Raw genomic sequence first — 16343 nt, 5'->3', positions numbered from 1 at the left:
ATCCTCAAGCCCGCAATAGTCAGCCCCGCGATTGACGCTCACGCCACCAATCGCGCGCCTGGTAAGACCAATAAGTCAGTTGAACAGCCGCCGTGCCCAGGCTTCCGCCGTTCCAGGCCAACCCGAACGGTTCGAAGAGCTTGTAGCGCTGCGTGTCGCCGGTAATGCCCTCGGCCACGACGCGCCCCCCCACGGACGTGGTGTTCATGCCGTGTCCGCCGAACGCGGTGCAATACCAGACATTCCGACCCAGCAGGCCGATCTGCGGCATCAGGTGCCGCGCGTAGGCCATGCGTCCTGACCACGCTGCCTCCACGCGCACCCCTTGCAATTGGGGGTAGACGCTGAGCAGTTCGCGGCGCAGGGACTCGGCCAGATCGGGCGGGTCGTCGACACGGGTGGTGATTCTACTGCCCCAGCCGATGCGGCCGCCATCCAGGACGCGGTAATAGTTGCCGGCGCGCCGGTCGTCGCCGATGGCCGCATTGCTGCGGATGGCTTCGCGCACGCGGTCGCCCAGCGGTTCGGTCAGCATGATGTAGGTGGCGATGGGCAGCATTGCGCGGCGCAGGGCCGGCACGACGTCGCCGGTGTAGCCGCCGGTGGCCAGCACGACGGTGGCGGCGTCGATCTGGCCTTGCTCGGTCTTCAAATGCTTGACCGCGCCGTCCAGCGTGGCCTGCACGACGGGCGAATCCTCGTGGATGCGCACGCCTAGCCGCACGCACTCGCGGGCCAGCGCGCGCGCGTAGTTCAGCGGATGGAAGTGGAAGGACGAGGGGTCTTCGATGCCCTGATGGTAGACGTCGGACACCAGCCGCTCGCGAACCTGGCTGCGCGAGAGCAGCCGCACGTCGCGCCCGAAGTCGCGCTGCTGGCTGTCGCACCACTGGCGCAGCGCGTCGGTGGCTTCGTAGCGCACGACGCGCAGCCGCCCGTCGACCTTGTGGGCGTCGGCGATGCGCAGGTCGCGGATGTTGTCGCGGATGATCTCGACGCCTTCCATCGACAGCCGGTAAAGCTGGCGGTAGTGGTCTTCGTCGACGTGCTTGCGGATGGCGTCGGCGCCCGCGGAAAACGCCGGCGACACCGAGCCGCCGTTGCGGCCCGAGGCGCCCCAGGCGATCCGCCGCGCTTCCAGCAGGGTCACGTTGCGGCCGCGCCGGGCCAGTTCGAGCGCCGTGGACAGTCCGGCCAGCCCCGCGCCGATCACGCAGACGTCGGCGCTGGCCGCGCCCGCCAGCGGCGGATAGTAGGTGTCGCCGTCGGCGATCGTGCGCTTGTAGTAGGTGTCGATGTACTCGGAGACCATGGTGTCGGCTCAGTGCAGGCCCGCGCCTTGCAGGCCCCCGGTCAGGCGCTTTTCCAGCCAGTTGGCCAGGCGCAGGAGCGGGTAGCAGTAGATGAAGTAGATGGCGGCGATCATGCCGTAGATGAACAGCGATTTGGCCGGGAAGGTGATGATGAAGACTTCCCCCTGGCGGGTCAGCTCGGTAATACCGACCACGGACAGGATGGCGGTGCTTTTGATCAGCATGACGTACACGCCGCTCATGGGCTGCACGATCAGGCGCATGGCCTGCGGCAGGATCACCAGCCACAGAATCTGCAAAGGGCGCAGGCCCAACGTCATTGCGCCTTCGGTCTGTCCGCGCGGCACGGCCTGGATGGCGCCCATGACAATTTCCGCCACGTAGCAGGACGTGTACACCGACAGCGCCACGAAGGCCGCCGTGCCGGAATCCCAGTGCAGCAGCTCGATACCCGAACTGGGCAGCACGAAGTAGACGATGTAGAGCTGCACCAGAAACGGCGTGCCACGCAGGATGTGGATGTACAGCCCCAGGATCTGATGCACGCCGCGGATGCGGTAGCTGCGGATCACGCCGATCACGAAACCCAGCAGCGAGCCGGCAATGATGGCTACAAACGAGATCTTCAGCGTCTCCCAGAAGCCCTTGAGCAGAAAAGGCAGCACGACGCCGGCGGTGGAAAGATAGGAGTCCAGCATGATTACCTCGCGTTCCAGGCCGGGCCGGCCAGCCACAGGCTGACGCCCTTGGACAGCAGCAGCATGACGCAGTAGATCAGCAGATAGGCTGCCGCGATGGTCAGGAAGGCTTCGTTGGGCACGATGCGTTCGCTGTTCATCTGCACGCCCGCGGCAACCAGTTCAAAGACCGTGATCAACGACAGCAGCGACGTGTCCTTGATGAGTACGGCGGTCTGGCCCAGCAGCGGCGGCAGCGTATTGGCAAAGGCCTGCGGCAGCACCACGTAGCGCAGACGCTGGTGGTAGTTCATGCCGCAGGCCTTGGCGCCTTCGATCTGGCCGCGCGGCACGGACTCGATGCCGACGCGGATGATTTCGCTCATGTAGGCCGCGTGGTGCAGGGTCATGGCGAGGATGCCCAGCACCATCTCGCTCCAGCCCTTGGCGCCCGGCACAAGATAAGGCACCGCGTAATAGACCAGGTAGATCTGCACGAGCAGCGGCGTGGAGCGCACGAATTGCACATACGCCGCCACCGGGCGCCACACCGCGCCGCGGGACGACATATGGGCAAGCGCGAGCGGAACCCCGGCCAGCACCGACAGCACCAGGCTTGCGCCCGCAGCGATCAGGGTGTTGGCCAGGCCTTCGGCAAATTGGCCCGTGTACTGGCTGACGATGCGCCAGTTATAGAAATCGATCAGCCAGTCCATGGGCGGTCCCGTCTCCGATCAGTGGTCTTTCTTCCAATCGGTGGAATACCAGTACTGGACCAGTTCCGGCAGCGAGTTGTCAGCGGTCTTCAGCGTCTGCCAGTTGTCCAGCCAGAATTTCAGGCGGAACGCGTTGGGGCCGACGGCAAACGCCAGGGGCTCGCGCACCATTACGCCCTCAAGCACGCGCAGGTTGCCGAAGTCGACGAGAAACTGGTTGGCGGTGGACAGCGACATGATGCCGGCATCCAGCCGGCCGCTGGACAGCGCCTGGCCAACCGGCGCGCTGCCGCCCGAGAACTCCTTGAGCGTGGCCGTGGGCAGCATCTTCTTGCCGACTTCGGCGTAGGTGCTGGCGCCCAGCGCGCCGACGGTAACGCCCGACTTGTTCAGTTCGGCGTAGTTCTTGTACGGCGAATCCTTGGGCACCACGGCGACGGTGTCGGCGTAGAACATGGGCAGCGAGAACAGCACCTGCGCGGCGCGCTGCGGCGTGGGCGTCATGTCGGCGGCCACCATGTCGGCCTTGCCCGACAGCAGCGCGGGCAAAAGGCCCTTCCATTCATAATCCTGCAGCACCAGCTTCACGCCCAGGTCGTCGGCCATGCGCTTGGCGACTTCCACGGCCAGCCCCGTGCGCTTGCCCGTCTTGTCCATGAAGCTCATCAGCGGCCCGGAGGTCTGCACCGCCACGCGCAATTCACCGCGCTTGATGATGTCGGAAAGTTCGTCCGCCTGTGCCGGCAGGGCCACGGTGGCGGCCGCCAGGGCGACGCTGGCCACGCCCAGCCATTGTTTGATTTTCAACATTGCTAACCCCTTTGGTGATTGGACCCATATCGTTCCGGGCAAGGCACATCGCGCCGGCAGCGCCCGGATAAGCCGGACCGGCGGGACTACAGAATCTTTTCCAGGAAGGCGCGGGTGCGCGCCTCTTTGGGGTGGCCGAACACTTCGTCGGGCGTACCCATCTCCACGATGCGGCCCGCGTCCATGAAGAGCGCGCGGTCGCCCACGTCGCGGGCGAAGCCCATTTCGTGCGTCACCACCGCCATCGTCATGCCATCGCGCGCCAGGGCGCGCATCAATTCAAGAATGCCGCCCACCGTTTCAGGATCGAGCGCCGACGTGGCCTCGTCGAACAGCATCAGTTGCGGGTCCATCGCCAGCGCGCGCGCAATCGCCACGCGCTGCTGCTGGCCGCCGGACAACTGGCTGGGGTAGCGGTCGCCGAACTCCGCCATGCCGACGCGGCCCAGGAGGTCGCGGGCGTAGCGTTCGGCATCGGCACGGCTGCGGCCGCGCACCACCCGCTGGGGTAGCGCCACGTTGTCGAGCGCAGTACGGTGCTGGAACAGGTTGAAGTGCTGGAACACCATGCCGACGTCGGTGCGCCAGCGGTTGACGTCGGTGGCCGGATCCGTCAGCGACACGCCATTGACGCGGATCGTGCCGCTGTCGATGCTTTCCAGGCCGTTCAGGGTGCGCAGCAAGGTGCTCTTGCCCGAGCCGGACGGACCGACCACGACCATCACCTCGCCGCGTTCGAGCTGGCAATCGATGCCGTCCAGCGCCAGATGCGGGGGATGCCCGTCGCGCTGATAGGTCTTTTTGACTGCCTGAACAACGAGCAACGGTTCCGCCACGAATTCACCTTCAGGTGCAGTGCGCGAGGGGCTGACTGAGGATCTGCCGCACGCACTGGCGTTTCAAGGAGGCCAGCAAAGGGCGCCTCAAAAATATTTCGCATTTCACGTCATAGTTTCGTATAGTAAATTTTTTTCCAGAATCGCCACTTAGGCATAACCCTTAAGCGAAGGCGCTGACTTCGCAAGGCCTCGAAGGAACCGGCATGGACACTCCTCAAGACATCCTGCGCAATCTCGGACTCACCTCCAGTGCGCTCACCGGCGGCACCCTGATCGCCCGCAGCCCGATCGACGGCGCCGAACTGGCGCAGGTGCATGAGCACACGGTGGCCCAGGCCCACGCCGCCATCACCCGCGCGCGGCAAGCCAGCCTGGCTTGGCGTGACGTCCCCGCCCCCCGCCGCGGCGAACTGATCCGCCTGTTCGGCGAAACCCTGCGTCAGCACAAACAAGAACTCGGCCGCCTCGTCAGCTTGGAAGCCGGCAAGATCGTCGCCGAAGGCGAAGGCGAAGTGCAGGAAATGATCGACATCTGCGACTTCGCCGTCGGCCTGTCGCGCCAGCTCTACGGCCTGACCATCGCCTCCGAACGCCCCGGCCACCGCATGATGGAAACGTGGCATCCGCTGGGCGTCGTCGGCGTCATCAGCGCCTTCAACTTCCCCGTCGCTGTGTGGGCCTGGAACTCCGCGCTGGCGCTGGTCTGCGGCAACGCCGTCGTCTGGAAGCCTTCGGAAAAGACCCCGCTCACCGCCCTGGCCTGCCAGGCGCTCTTCGCGCAGGCCGTTCAACGCTTTGGCGACGCGCCCGCCGGCTTGTCCGAAGTCCTGATCGGCGGCCGCGAGGTCGGCGAAGCCCTGGTCGACTCGCACACCGTCGCGCTCGTGTCCGCCACCGGCTCCACCCGCATGGGCCGCCAGGTCGGCCCGCGCGTCGCGCAACGCTTCGGCCGCGTCCTGCTTGAACTGGGCGGCAACAACGCCATCATCGTCGGCCCCACCGCCGACCTCGACATGGCCGCCCGCGGCATCGTCTTCGGCGCCATCGGCACCGCCGGCCAGCGCTGCACCACCACCCGCCGCCTGATCGTCCACGAAAGCGTCGCCGACGAACTGGTCCAGCGCCTGCACAAGGCGTACGCCAGCGCCCCCATCGGCAACCCGCTCGACGGCGGCAACCTCGTCGGCCCCCTGATCGACCGCGCCTCTTTCGACGCCATGCAGGCCGCGCTGACCGCCGCCCGCGAACAGGGCGGCAAGGTCACCGGCGGCGAACGCGTCCTGGCCGACCAATACCCCGACGCCTGGTACGTGCGCCCCGCCATCGCCGAAATGCCCGGCCAGACCGACGTCGTCTGCCACGAAACCTTCGCGCCCATCCTCTACGTCATGCGCTACAAGGACTTCGGCGACGCCCTCGCCATGCAGAACGGCGTGCCGCAAGGCCTGTCGTCCGCCATCTTCACCAACGACCTGCGCGAAGCCGAAACCTTCCTGTCCGCCGCCGGCTCCGACTGCGGCATCGCCAACGTCAACATCGGCACCTCCGGCGCCGAAATCGGCGGTGCGTTTGGCGGCGAAAAGGAAACCGGCGGCGGCCGCGAGTCCGGTTCGGACGCCTGGCGCAACTACATGCGGCGCGCGACCAACACCATCAACTACTCGCGCAATCTGCCGCTGGCACAGGGCATCAAGTTCGGGGAATAACCCCGACGCGATGCCACGCGCGGCGCTTGCAGCAAGCCTGCGCATGGCATCGCATCGAGCCGCAAGGCCCGGCCCGCTGAACCTCGATTCCCGCATCACAACCGGCTCAAAAAGCCCCGCGCATTGTCGACAACGCGCGGGGCTTTTCGCATTTTTTACAGCCCACACATACGATTAGTCTGATTTACAAACTGTTGCCGGAGTCGGTGCTACATTGCCTGATCACAAAAATCAGATACATCCTCAATGACCTCCCGCCGTCCTTTTCACCGCTCTCCCACCCCCCGCCTCCTTGCCGCCGTCCTGGCCCTGAGCGCGGCCGGCTCCGCCGCGGCAGGCGTGTCATACCGGTTGGACCGCCCCTCCGCGGCGCCCGGCGAAACCGTCACCATCGAGGCCGTATTCTTCAACGAAGGCGGCTCGCGCGTCGACTGGCAGGCCCCGCCCGAACTCGTCCTGCAGTGGCGCAGCCCCGACGGCCAGATCGTCCGCAGCCTCGCCAAACTGAAAAGCGGCCGTGACAACTACAGCGTGCCCGTCAACAACTTCGCGCGCATGTCCTGGTCCGCCGAAGTGCCCGCCACCGCACGCGGCCTGCAAGCCGTCTCCATCGAAGGCCAACCGTCCATGATGGCGCTCGACGCCACCGGCCGCGACAGCGGCACCCTGGCCACCACGCCCGCCCAGACGCCCGTCGTCGACCCACGCAGCGGCCAACCCGTCCCGGCCGCAGCCGTCGCCGCCGCAGGCGCCTCCCCCGAAGCCGGCCCCGCCCCCGCCGCCACCATCGAACCCACCGTCGAACAGGCCGCCTTCGACAAATTCCGCAGCGCCTTCTCCGCCTACAAGCCCGTCTACTTCGCCGTCGGCACCCGCGGCCTCACCACCGCCCGCTTCCAGATCAGCGCCAAATACCGCCTGATCAGCCCGCGCGGCGGCGAAGACACCTGGCACGACGACTTCTACCTGGGCTACACCCAGACCTCGCTGTGGGATCTGGAAAGCGACTCCAAGCCCTTCATCGACACCACGTTCAATCCCAGCGTTTTCTGGATGACCGACGACATCTGGAAATCCGAGAACCAGAACTGGCGCTTCGGCATGAACACCGGCGTCGAACACGCCTCCAACGGCAAGGACGGCGAAGACTCCCGCTCCCTCAACGACGGCTACATCGAACCGCGCTTCCACTACCGCTTCGACAGCGGCAGCACCCTCACCTTCGCCCCCAAGGTCAAAGCCTACTTCGCCGTCGCCAAGGAAAACAGCGACTACGCCGACTACGCCGGCCACGTCGACTGGCAACTGCGCTGGGCCCAGGACAACGGCGCCGTCGTCTCGGCGATGTACCGCCAGGGAGATCAGAAGCGACGCACGACGCAGCTGGATTTTGCGTGGCCGCTGCGCCGTACGTTCCTGAACTGGAACGGGTACCTGCATCTGCAGTACTTCAACGGCTACGGCGAGACGCTGCTGGGCTACAACCAGCGCAACGAAAGCCAGTTCCGCGTGGGCTTGTCGCTGATTCCGTAAGGGTTCAACGCATCGCACGAGCGACAATCAAAATCGCCGGCCTAACAAGCCGGCGATTTGCTTTGCGCGCACTTCAATATGGCGCTTCCGTCAGCGGGACGGTGTCAGACACCTCGATGTGAGCCGCCGACGCAAGACACCCGAACGCCAGATAAGGCCGCCCGCGCGGCCGACATCTGGCAGCCCCGCAAGATCTTCCGGCCACCAACAAACCTACAAAAGAAGGCCAAGCAAGCCGCCCTCCCCGCCGACCGCACGACCTCATACGACGCAGCCCGGTGCGGCGGTGGCCTGGGTGCGCGGGGCGTGTAGATGCGCCCGAGGGAATCGGAAGGCAGTCGCCGAAGGCGACAACGACGATGACGACGGGGCAGTCCGGAGCGAAGGCTCCGGACCGCAATCGTAGCCCTGCGCACCCAGGCCACCGCCGCGCCGGGCGTCTTAAGAACCCGCACCGAAGCCGCCAAATTCAACGAAGGGATTTCCCTCACTCCCCCCGCAACTCCCACCCACTCCCGTAAACTCCGCGCAAAAGCGCAGCCAATAATCCGCGCACCAAGGGGATCCGGGGCAACTCCCCGGCAGATTCATCAAGCACCAGGCCATTCATGTTCGCCGACCTGAAGCACCTCTCGCACCACGCCGCCTGGCGCCGTCAGCTTGAAATGCTGCTGGAATCCGCCGGCGAAGGCATCTACGGCATCGACCTGCGCGGCAGATGCATCTTCATCAACAGCGCCGGCGCCGACATGCTCGGCTACACCCCCGATGAGCTCGTCGGCCGCAACATGCACTACCTCATCCACCACTCCCACGCCGACCGCACCCTCATGCCGGTCCACGACTGCCGCATCTTCAAAGCCTTCCGCGACGGCCGAGGCGAACGCGCCGACGACGAAGTGCTCTGGCGCCGCGATGGCACGTGCTTCGACGCTCAATACGCCTCGTACCCCATCCGCAACGACCAGGAAGTCGTAGGCGCCGTCGTCACCTTCTCCGACATCACCGCCCGCAAAGGCATCGAACGTGAGCTTCAAAACACCCAGGCCCTGCTAGAACGCCGCGTCGGCGAACGCACCGCTGAACTCAGCGCCGCCCACGAATCCCTGCGCCGCCTGTCTTCCCACCTGAGCACCCTGCGCGAAGAAGAACGCGCCCACATCGCCCGCAACATCCACGACGACCTCGGCGCCTCCTTCACCGCCCTGCAACTGGATTTGAACTGGCTGCGCCGCCAGCTAAGCGCCACCCCCGCCCTGCAGACGCACCTCGACCGCATGCTCGACGTCACCCAGACCGCCATGGGCGCCACCCGCCGCATCCTCAACGACCTGCGCCCCGTCGTCCTTGACCATCTTGGCCTCTGGGCCGCCCTCGAAGCCCTGCTGCAAGACCTGCAAACCCGTAGCGGCCTCCAATGCCGTTACCTCTGCCCCCCCGACACCGAAAGCCTGCGCCTCGACCGCAACGCTGAAATCGCCATCTACCGGATCGTCCAGGAACTGCTTACCAACGTGCAGCGGCACGCCCGCGCACGCAGCGTCAGCGTCAGCGCCGCCTGGGGCGCCGACGGCCTTGTCCTCACCGTCGAAGACGACGGCGTCGGCATGCAGTTGCCCGAAGACCGCCACACCTTCGGCATCCTGGGCATGCGCGAGCGCGCCCGCGCCATCGGCGGCGACCTTGCGCTGGACAGTGCCCCCGGCGCCGGCATGCGCGCCCGCCTGCGCCTGAACCCGCTGGCCGCATGAAGGAAACCCTGCCATGCCCCTGAACCTGCTCATCGTCGACGACCACCTCATCATCCGCCGAGGCCTCGCCCGCATCCTTGAAGAAGACCCGCGCGTCGCCCTCGTCCACGAAGCCGCCGACGGCCCCGCCGCCCTGCGCGCCCTGCGCCAGGCGCATTACGACGCCATCGTCCTGGACGTCGCCCTCGGCGAACGCGACGGCCTGGACGTGTTGAAAAGCGTGCGCGCCGACCACCCCGGACTCGGCGTCGTCATGCTGTCCGTCTACCCCGAATCGCAGTTTGCGGTCCGCGCCCTGCGCGCCGGCGCTCACGCCTACCTCAACAAAGGTTGCGAACCCGAAGAGCTGCTGGCCGCGCTGACCAACGCCGCCGCCGGCAAGATGTACGTCACGCCCACCGTCGCCGAACTGCTCGCCCACACCGTGCGCCAGGACAGCTCCCGCCCACCGCACGAACTGCTGTCCAACCGCGAATTCCAGGTCCTGCAACTGCTCGTCGCCGGACGCTCCGTCTCGGCCATCGGTGAACAGCTGGCGCTGTCCGTCAACACCATCTCCACCTACCGCAGCCGCATCTTCGAAAAGCTCAACGTCCGCACCCTGGTGGAACTGGTCTCCTACGCCAACACGCACCAGTTGGGTGCGATCTGAGCGCGCACGCACTACCGCGGCGCACCGCGCGCACCACGTAGTAAGTCCCCTACACGCGTATCGTTGAACCGGCGATACCGGCTGCCGCCACGCAGCCCCATGATGGCTCCATTCCCGATCGAAGGAGCCACCATGTCCCTCTTCAGCAATCCGTTCGACGCCAACAGCCGCCTTGCCTGCGGCTGCGGCCGCCACGCCTCGCAGGCCGAACACGAACGCGCCGCGCAAGCCGGTCTGACGGGCGACACCGCCGCCAGTGCCGTCGAGCAGGCCGTCATGCGCGCCCTCTTCCCGCAGGATGCGCTGCGCCGGCGCTTTCTGCGCGCCGTCGGCAGCGGCACCGCCATGGCAGCCATTGCGTCGATCTTTCCGCTGGCCGCCGCCAAGGAAGCTTTCGCGCAGACCGCCGGCCCGCTGGAGAAGCAGAAACTCAAGGTTGGCTTCATCCCCATCACCTGCGCCACGCCCATCATCATGGCGCACCCCATGGGCTTCTACGGCAAGCAGGGCCTGGACGTCGAAGTCGTCAAGACCGCCGGCTGGGCGCTCATCCGCGACAAAGCCATGTCCGGTGAGTACGACGCCGCGCACATGCTGTCGCCCATGCCGCTTGCCATCTCGATGGGTGTCGGCGCAAGCCGCGCCGTGCCCTGGACCATGCCCGCCGTCGAAAACATCAACGGCCAGGCCATCACGCTGTCCATGAAGCACAAAGACCGGCGCGACCCGAAGGACTGGAAGGGCTTCAAGTTCGCCGTCCCCTTCGATTACTCCATGCACAACTACCTGTTGCGCTACTACCTGGCTGAACACGGCCTGGATCCCGACACCGACGTGCAGATCCGTTCCGTGCCGCCCCCCGAAATGGTGGCCAATCTGCGCGCCGACAACATCGACGGCTTCCTGGCGCCCGATCCCGTCAACCAGCGCGCCGTGTACGACGGCGTCGGCTTCATCCACACCCTGTCCAAGGCCATCTGGGACGGCCACCCCTGCTGCGCGTTCTCCGCCAGCAAGGAGTTCGTCACCACCATGCCCAACACCTATCAGGCCCTGCTGAAAGCCATCATCGAGGCCACCGCCTACGCCCGCAATCCCGCCAACCGCAAGGAAATCGCCACCGCCATCGCCGCCCCCAACTACCTGAACCAGCCCGTCACGGTGGTCGAACAGGTGCTGACCGGCACCTACGCAGACGGCCTGGGCAAGGTGATCACCGATCCCAACCGCATCGACTTCGATCCCATGCCGTGGCAGTCGTTCGCCGTGTGGATCCTGACGCAGATGAAGCGCTGGGGCCAGGTCAAGGGTGACGTGGACTATCAGAAGATCGCCAGCGACGTCTTCCTGGCCACCGATGCCGTGCGCCTGATGCGCGAAGCCGGGCTGACCCCGCCCGCGGAAACCGGCAAGACCTTCAGCGTCATGGGCAAGCCCTTCGATCCCAGCCAGCCCGAGGCCTACCTCGCCAGCTTCAAGATCCGGAGGACCTGATGGGGTCCGTGCAACACTGGCGGGCCACGTTCCTGTCCGTCGCCCTGTTCCTGGCGTTTCTGCTGCTGTGGCACGCCGCCACCCGCCCCGATGCGGGCGAGGCGACGGTGGATCCGGCCTACGCCGCGCTGGTCGGCAATGCCGCGGCCAGCGGGTCCAAGACGCCGTTTCCCGGTCCTGCCGAGGTCGGCGCGCAGTTGTGGCAGCACCTGAAGGACCCGTTCTATGACCGCGGACCGAACGACAAGGGGATCGGCATCCAGCTGGGTTACTCCGTCGCGCGGGTGCTAACTGGCTTCGGCCTGGCCGCGCTGGTCGCGATCCCACTGGGATTCCTGATCGGCATGTCCCGAACGGTGTACCGTGCGTTCGACCCCTTCATCCAGGTGCTCAAGCCGATCTCGCCATTGGCGTGGATGCCGCTGGCGCTCTACACCATCAAGGACGCCAACACCTCCGCCGTGTTCGTGATCTTCATCTGCTCGCTATGGCCCATGCTGGTGAACACGGCGTTTGGCGTAGGCGCCGTGCGGCAGGACTGGTTGAACGTGGCGCGCACGCTGGAAGTGTCGCGGCTGCGCACGGCGCTGCAGGTCATCCTGCCCGCCGCGGCGCCCACCATCATGACCGGCATGCGCATCTCGGTCGGCATCGCATGGCTGGTGATCGTCGCTGCCGAAATGCTGATCGGCGGCACCGGCATCGGCTACTTCGTCTGGAACGAGTGGAACAACCTGTCCATCTCCAACATCATCTGCGCGATCTTCTTCATCGGGCTGATCGGCATGCTGCTGGACAACCTGCTGGCGCGCGCCGCCCGGCTGGTGAGCTATCGGGAGTAACGCGCATGAGCCAATCTTTCCTGCAGGTCCAAGGGCTGGGCAAGCGTTACGCCGGACGCGATGGCCGTCCGCAGCCGCCCGTGTTCGAGAACATCGACTTCCAGATCGACAAGGGTCAATTCGTCTGCGTCATCGGCCACTCCGGCTGCGGCAAGACCACCATCCTGAACGTGCTGGCCGGTATCGACGACAGCAACGAGGGCATCGTCATCATGGACGGCCGCGAGGTCGCGGGGCCGTCGCTTGAACGCGGCGTCGTGTTCCAGGCGCACGCGCTGCTGCCGTGGCTGACGGCGCTGCAGAACGTGGAATTCGGCGTGCGATCGCGCTGGCCGGCCTACAACCGCGAACAGGTCCGCGTGCACAGCCAGCGTTACCTGGACATGGTTGGCCTCGGTCACGCCGCCGGCAAGAAACCTTGCGAACTGTCTGGCGGCATGAAGCAGCGCGTCGGCATCGCCCGCGCCTTTGCCATCCAGCCCAAGATGCTGCTGCTGGACGAACCCTTTGGCGCCCTGGATGCGCTAACGCGCGGCGCCATCCAGGACGAGTTGCGCGCGATCGTCCAGGAAACCCGGCAGACCGTTTTCATGATTACGCACGATGTCGACGAAGCCATCCTGCTGTCCGACCGCATCCTGCTCATGAGCGCGGGTCCTTACGCCCGCATCGCCGAATCCGTCACCGTGGACCTGCCGCGCGACCGCACGCGCGCCAGCCTGCATCACGAACCCCGCTATTACGACATCCGCAACCATCTCGTCGACTTCCTGGTCGACAAGGCCCATCACAAGGAGTGAACCATCATGATGTCCCGCGCTGAAGTCACCGAACTCGTCGTCACCCGCAAGCTGGAAAAAAAGCTGTCATGGGGCGCCATCGCCGAAGCCGTCGGCCAGAGCAAGGAATGGACCACCGCCGCGCTGCTGGGCCAGATGACCATGACCGAGGAACAGGCGCAGGCCGCCGCCCGCGTACTGGATCTGCCTGCAGACGCCGTCGTGCAGTTGCAGGTCGTGCCCTACAAGGGCTCGCTGCCCAGCACCGTGCCCACCGACCCGCTGATCTACCGCTTCTATGAACTGATCAACGTCTACGGCACCACGTTCAAGGCGCTGATCAATGAAGAGTTTGGCGACGGCATCATGAGCGCCATCGACTTCAAGATGGATCTGTCGCGCGAAGCCGACCCCAAGGGTGACCGGGTGCAGATCGTGATGAGCGGCAAATTCCTGCCGTACAAGACGTACTGAAGCGGGCAAGGCGGGACAAGTCCCGCCTGTCGCTAGCCTTCGGCGGCCAGCTCTTCCCAGCCCTGTTCGCGGGTGCGCTCCAGCGTCACCGTGACCTGGGCCGCCGCTTCGCGAACCGCCTCGATGAGGTCCAGCCCGTTCAGCAGCCGCGACGCGACGCCCGCCATGAACACGTCGCCCGTACCATGCACCGACGGCGGAATGGCGATCTCCGGGTGCGTGACCACCGTGGCGTCATCCCGCGTCACGGCCACCAGTTGCAGTGTGCCGGGCGCGGCGGCCATCGGCGCGGCGCTGGTCACGACGATCCAGGTCGGCCCGCGCGCGATGAGTTCGCGCGCCGCGGCCACCACCTCGTCCACCGACGACAGCGCCCGGCCAACCAGCAATTCCAGCTCGAAATGATTGGGCGTCATGCCCTCGGCCAACGGCACCAGCAAATCGCGGTATTGCGCGACCAGCCCTTCATTGACGTAGAGCCCGTCGTTGCGGTCACCCATGACCGGATCGATGAACACGCGCAGCTCCGGACGCGCCGCGCGCACGTCCGTCAGCCATTGCGCCAGCAAGTTCGCCTGGCCCGGCTGCCCCAGATACCCGCAGACCACCGCGCGCGCCACCTGGCTCACGCGCCGTTCGTTCAACCCTTGCAGCAAGCCTTCGAACCAATCCAGCGGCACGGCCCCGCCATGCAGCGTGGGATAGTGCGGCGTGTTGCTCAGGATGACGGTGGGCAGTGCAATCGCGCGCAGCCCCGCCTTGCGGAACACCGGCATCGCGGCGTTGTTGCCGACATAGCCGTAGACGACCTGGGACTGGATCGAGACGACGTCCACCTGCGCGGTGCGGGCGGGCAGCGCTGCGCCCGGAGCGGGAGCAGCGGGAATTGCGGTCATGAGGATGGCTCCTGGGTACAGGCCGACAGCTTCAGGCCATGCGGGTAATGAAATAGATCTTCTTGACGAACTCGTCCACTTCCCAGCGGCCGGTGTAGCCCTCGGGCATGACGAAGGCCTCGCCCACCGTCAGCTCATGCACCGTGCCGTCCGGGTCCACCAGGCGTGCCGCGCCTTCGACGATGTAGCCGAACTCGATGTAGCCGGTGGTGTTGGACTGGAACGATCCGGCCGTGCTTTCCCACACACCGGCTTCCGCCTTGCCGGCGTTGCCTTCAAACGCGGTCACGGTACGGAAGGCGGCATCGCCCGAGATCGGACGGCGCGGCTTGCCGGGCACCGGGTTCTTCATCGGGCCGGCATCGATGCGGACGAGCCGCGATTGATCGTTTTTCATGGTTATTCCTGTGTCATTCATGATTCGATACGCCGCCCGCGCGCTCAGTGCGCCGCCACCACGAGCACTTCGGCCATCGCACGGCTGACAGTGCGCATGCGGTGCGGAAGTTCGGAGTCGAAATAGACGGAGTCGCCGGTTTCCAGGCGGAACTGGCGTTCGCCCACGTGGACTTCGATGGCGCCTTTGAGCACCAGCAGGAATTCCTCGCCCGGGTGGGGGAATACGGCCGCGGCGTCCGGAAATTCGCGCGGCGGATGGACGACGAAAGGCTCCATCGCCTTGACCTTGCGGCGGCCAGCCAGCGACTCGTAATGATATTCGCTGCCCAGGCCGCGGCGTTGCAGGGCCTCGCGGTCGGCAACCCGGACCACGCTGACCACTTCATCCTGCGCGGCGTCGTCCGCGCCCACCAGTTGTGACACGCCCACGCCATAGGCCTCTGCCAGGCGCAGGACCGTCGAGATCGAGGGCTCGCTCAGGCCCCGCTCCAGCTTCGAGAGGTAGCTCTTGGTCAATCCCGTGCGCTGCGCAAGCTGTTCCAGGGACAGGCTTTGCTGGCGGCGCAAGGTGCGTAGGCGGTGCGGCAGGTCGATCATGGGGCGGAAAGGCGCAAATACAACCGGCAAGAATGCCCCAAAAGGGCGTCGCCGTCGAGCGGCCCCGCCCCGCCCTCGTCAGCTCAGCACGTCGGCGTGCGTCCGCAGCGCCCGGCGCGCGTAATACGAAAACCCCACCTGCGACCGCTTGGGCGTCAGGATCCAGTCGTGCGCCTCGTGCCCCAGTTCGGGCGGAATCGGCTGGATCTTGCCGGCGGCCATGGCCAGCAGCTGCATGCGCGCCGCGCGCTCGAACTGCAGCGCCAGCACGCAGGCCTCTTCCACCGTCCCGGCGGCGATCAGCATGCCATGGTGCGACAGCAGGATGGCGCGCTTGTCACCCAGCGCCTTGGAAATGATCACGCCTTCCTCGTTGCCCACCGGCACGCCGGGCCAGTCCTTCAAAAAGGCCACGTCGCCGTAAAGCGGACAGTTGTCCATGTGCGAGACCTCCAGCGGGACCTCCAGCATCGACAGCGACGCCACGTGCAGCGGGTGCGTGTGGATGATGCAGTTGACGTCAGGACGCGCGCGGTAGATCCACGAATGGAAGCGGTTCGCCGGATTCGGCATGCCGCCGCCTTCCTGGACCACGAGGTCTTCGTCGACCAGCAGCAGATTGCTGGCCGTGATCTCGTCAAAGCCCAGTCCTAAACGCTGCGTGAAGTACCGGTTGGGTTCTGGCGCGCGCGCGGTGATCTGGCCCGCCAGGCCCGAATCATGCCCGCCGTCGAACAGGATGCGGCAGGTCAGCGCCAGCCGCTCGCGCAACGTCCATTGCGGGGTCTCGAACTGGCGCTGCATTTCCGCCTGCGCGCGCGCGATCAGTTCGTCTTTTCCCAAGTGCATCGTATCGGCCATCATG

Annotated in this window: 17 protein-coding genes; 8 read left to right on the top strand and 9 right to left on the bottom strand. The window is 66.1% G+C overall.

Annotation, left to right across the window (positions count from 1 at the left end; genetic code table 11):
* Nucleotides 1-19: 19 nt before the first annotated feature.
* The 5 genes from KW836_RS18915 to KW836_RS18895 all read right to left on the bottom strand — a co-directional run bounded on the left by KW836_RS18915 (nt 20) and on the right by KW836_RS18895 (nt 4352).
* Complete coding sequence (locus KW836_RS18915) at nt 20-1312, bottom strand: FAD-binding oxidoreductase (RefSeq protein WP_175124383.1); 1293 nt, start codon at nt 1310-1312, stop codon at nt 20-22.
* Nucleotides 1313-1321: 9 nt separating this feature from the next.
* The gene (locus tag KW836_RS18910; RefSeq protein ID WP_175139291.1) at nt 1322-2011 is read right to left on the bottom strand and encodes an amino acid ABC transporter permease; all 690 of its coding nucleotides are present in this window, start codon (nt 2009-2011) and stop codon (nt 1322-1324) included.
* Nucleotides 2012-2013: 2 nt separating this feature from the next.
* Nucleotides 2014-2706, bottom strand: coding sequence for an amino acid ABC transporter permease (locus KW836_RS18905; RefSeq protein ID WP_218344401.1), 693 nt, complete (start codon nt 2704-2706; stop codon nt 2014-2016).
* Nucleotides 2707-2724: 18 nt separating this feature from the next.
* Nucleotides 2725-3516 (bottom strand): ABC transporter substrate-binding protein, encoded by a 792-nt coding sequence (locus KW836_RS18900; protein WP_175124386.1) that lies wholly within the window; start codon nt 3514-3516, stop codon nt 2725-2727.
* Between the two features lie 86 nt (nt 3517-3602).
* Nucleotides 3603-4352 (bottom strand): amino acid ABC transporter ATP-binding protein, encoded by a 750-nt coding sequence (locus KW836_RS18895; protein WP_056563861.1) that lies wholly within the window; start codon nt 4350-4352, stop codon nt 3603-3605.
* 206 nt (nt 4353-4558) lie between these two features.
* Between KW836_RS18895 and KW836_RS18890 the strand changes: the two genes are divergently transcribed.
* From KW836_RS18890 to cynS, 8 genes are all read left to right on the top strand, one after another.
* Complete coding sequence (locus tag KW836_RS18890) at nt 4559-6061, top strand: aldehyde dehydrogenase family protein (protein ID WP_218344400.1); 1503 nt, start codon at nt 4559-4561, stop codon at nt 6059-6061.
* 246 nt (nt 6062-6307) lie between these two features.
* Entirely contained in the window at nt 6308-7594 is a 1287-nt protein-coding gene (locus KW836_RS18885; RefSeq protein WP_218344399.1) for a phospholipase A, read from the top strand.
* Between the two features lie 608 nt (nt 7595-8202).
* A complete protein-coding gene (locus tag KW836_RS18880) occupies nt 8203-9345 on the top strand; it encodes a PAS domain-containing sensor histidine kinase (RefSeq protein WP_218344398.1) in 1143 nt (380 codons plus the stop codon).
* Nucleotides 9346-9358: 13 nt separating this feature from the next.
* Entirely contained in the window at nt 9359-9997 is a 639-nt protein-coding gene (locus tag KW836_RS18875; RefSeq protein WP_056563872.1) for a response regulator transcription factor, read from the top strand.
* 132 nt (nt 9998-10129) lie between these two features.
* Nucleotides 10130-11491 (top strand): CmpA/NrtA family ABC transporter substrate-binding protein, encoded by a 1362-nt coding sequence (locus KW836_RS18870; RefSeq protein ID WP_175124390.1) that lies wholly within the window; start codon nt 10130-10132, stop codon nt 11489-11491.
* Complete coding sequence (gene ntrB, locus KW836_RS18865) at nt 11491-12333, top strand: nitrate ABC transporter permease (RefSeq protein WP_175124391.1); 843 nt, start codon at nt 11491-11493, stop codon at nt 12331-12333. The genes KW836_RS18870 and ntrB overlap by 1 nt, the downstream gene beginning before the upstream one ends.
* 5 nt (nt 12334-12338) lie before the next feature.
* Nucleotides 12339-13133: an ABC transporter ATP-binding protein gene (locus tag KW836_RS18860; RefSeq protein WP_218344397.1), complete on the top strand. Its 795-nt coding sequence runs from the start codon at nt 12339-12341 to the stop codon at nt 13131-13133.
* 9 nt (nt 13134-13142) lie between these two features.
* Nucleotides 13143-13586 (top strand): cyanase, encoded by a 444-nt coding sequence (cynS, locus tag KW836_RS18855; protein ID WP_056324548.1) that lies wholly within the window; start codon nt 13143-13145, stop codon nt 13584-13586.
* Between the two features lie 32 nt (nt 13587-13618).
* On the opposite strand, the gene pdxK is transcribed toward cynS, so the two are convergent.
* The 4 genes from pdxK to KW836_RS18835 all read right to left on the bottom strand — a co-directional run bounded on the left by pdxK (nt 13619) and on the right by KW836_RS18835 (nt 16339).
* Nucleotides 13619-14482: a pyridoxine/pyridoxal/pyridoxamine kinase gene (pdxK, locus tag KW836_RS18850; RefSeq protein ID WP_218344396.1), complete on the bottom strand. Its 864-nt coding sequence runs from the start codon at nt 14480-14482 to the stop codon at nt 13619-13621.
* 31 nt (nt 14483-14513) lie between these two features.
* Nucleotides 14514-14879 (bottom strand): cupin domain-containing protein, encoded by a 366-nt coding sequence (locus KW836_RS18845; protein WP_175185756.1) that lies wholly within the window; start codon nt 14877-14879, stop codon nt 14514-14516.
* A 44-nt stretch (nt 14880-14923) separates the two neighbouring features.
* On the bottom strand, nt 14924-15478 hold the full coding sequence (locus KW836_RS18840) for a helix-turn-helix domain-containing protein (protein WP_056563890.1): 555 nt from the start codon (nt 15476-15478) through the stop codon (nt 14924-14926).
* Between the two features lie 78 nt (nt 15479-15556).
* Complete coding sequence (locus KW836_RS18835; protein WP_105239914.1) at nt 15557-16339, bottom strand: aldolase; 783 nt, start codon at nt 16337-16339, stop codon at nt 15557-15559.
* Nucleotides 16340-16343: the final 4 nt, after the last annotated feature.

The organism is Achromobacter sp. ACM05, assembly GCF_019218915.1.
GTDB classification, from domain to species: Bacteria; Pseudomonadota; Gammaproteobacteria; order Burkholderiales; family Burkholderiaceae_B; genus Achromobacter; species Achromobacter animicus.
Note: the sequence above shows the minus strand (reverse complement) of the source record. Positions and strands in the feature narration are given on the sequence as shown.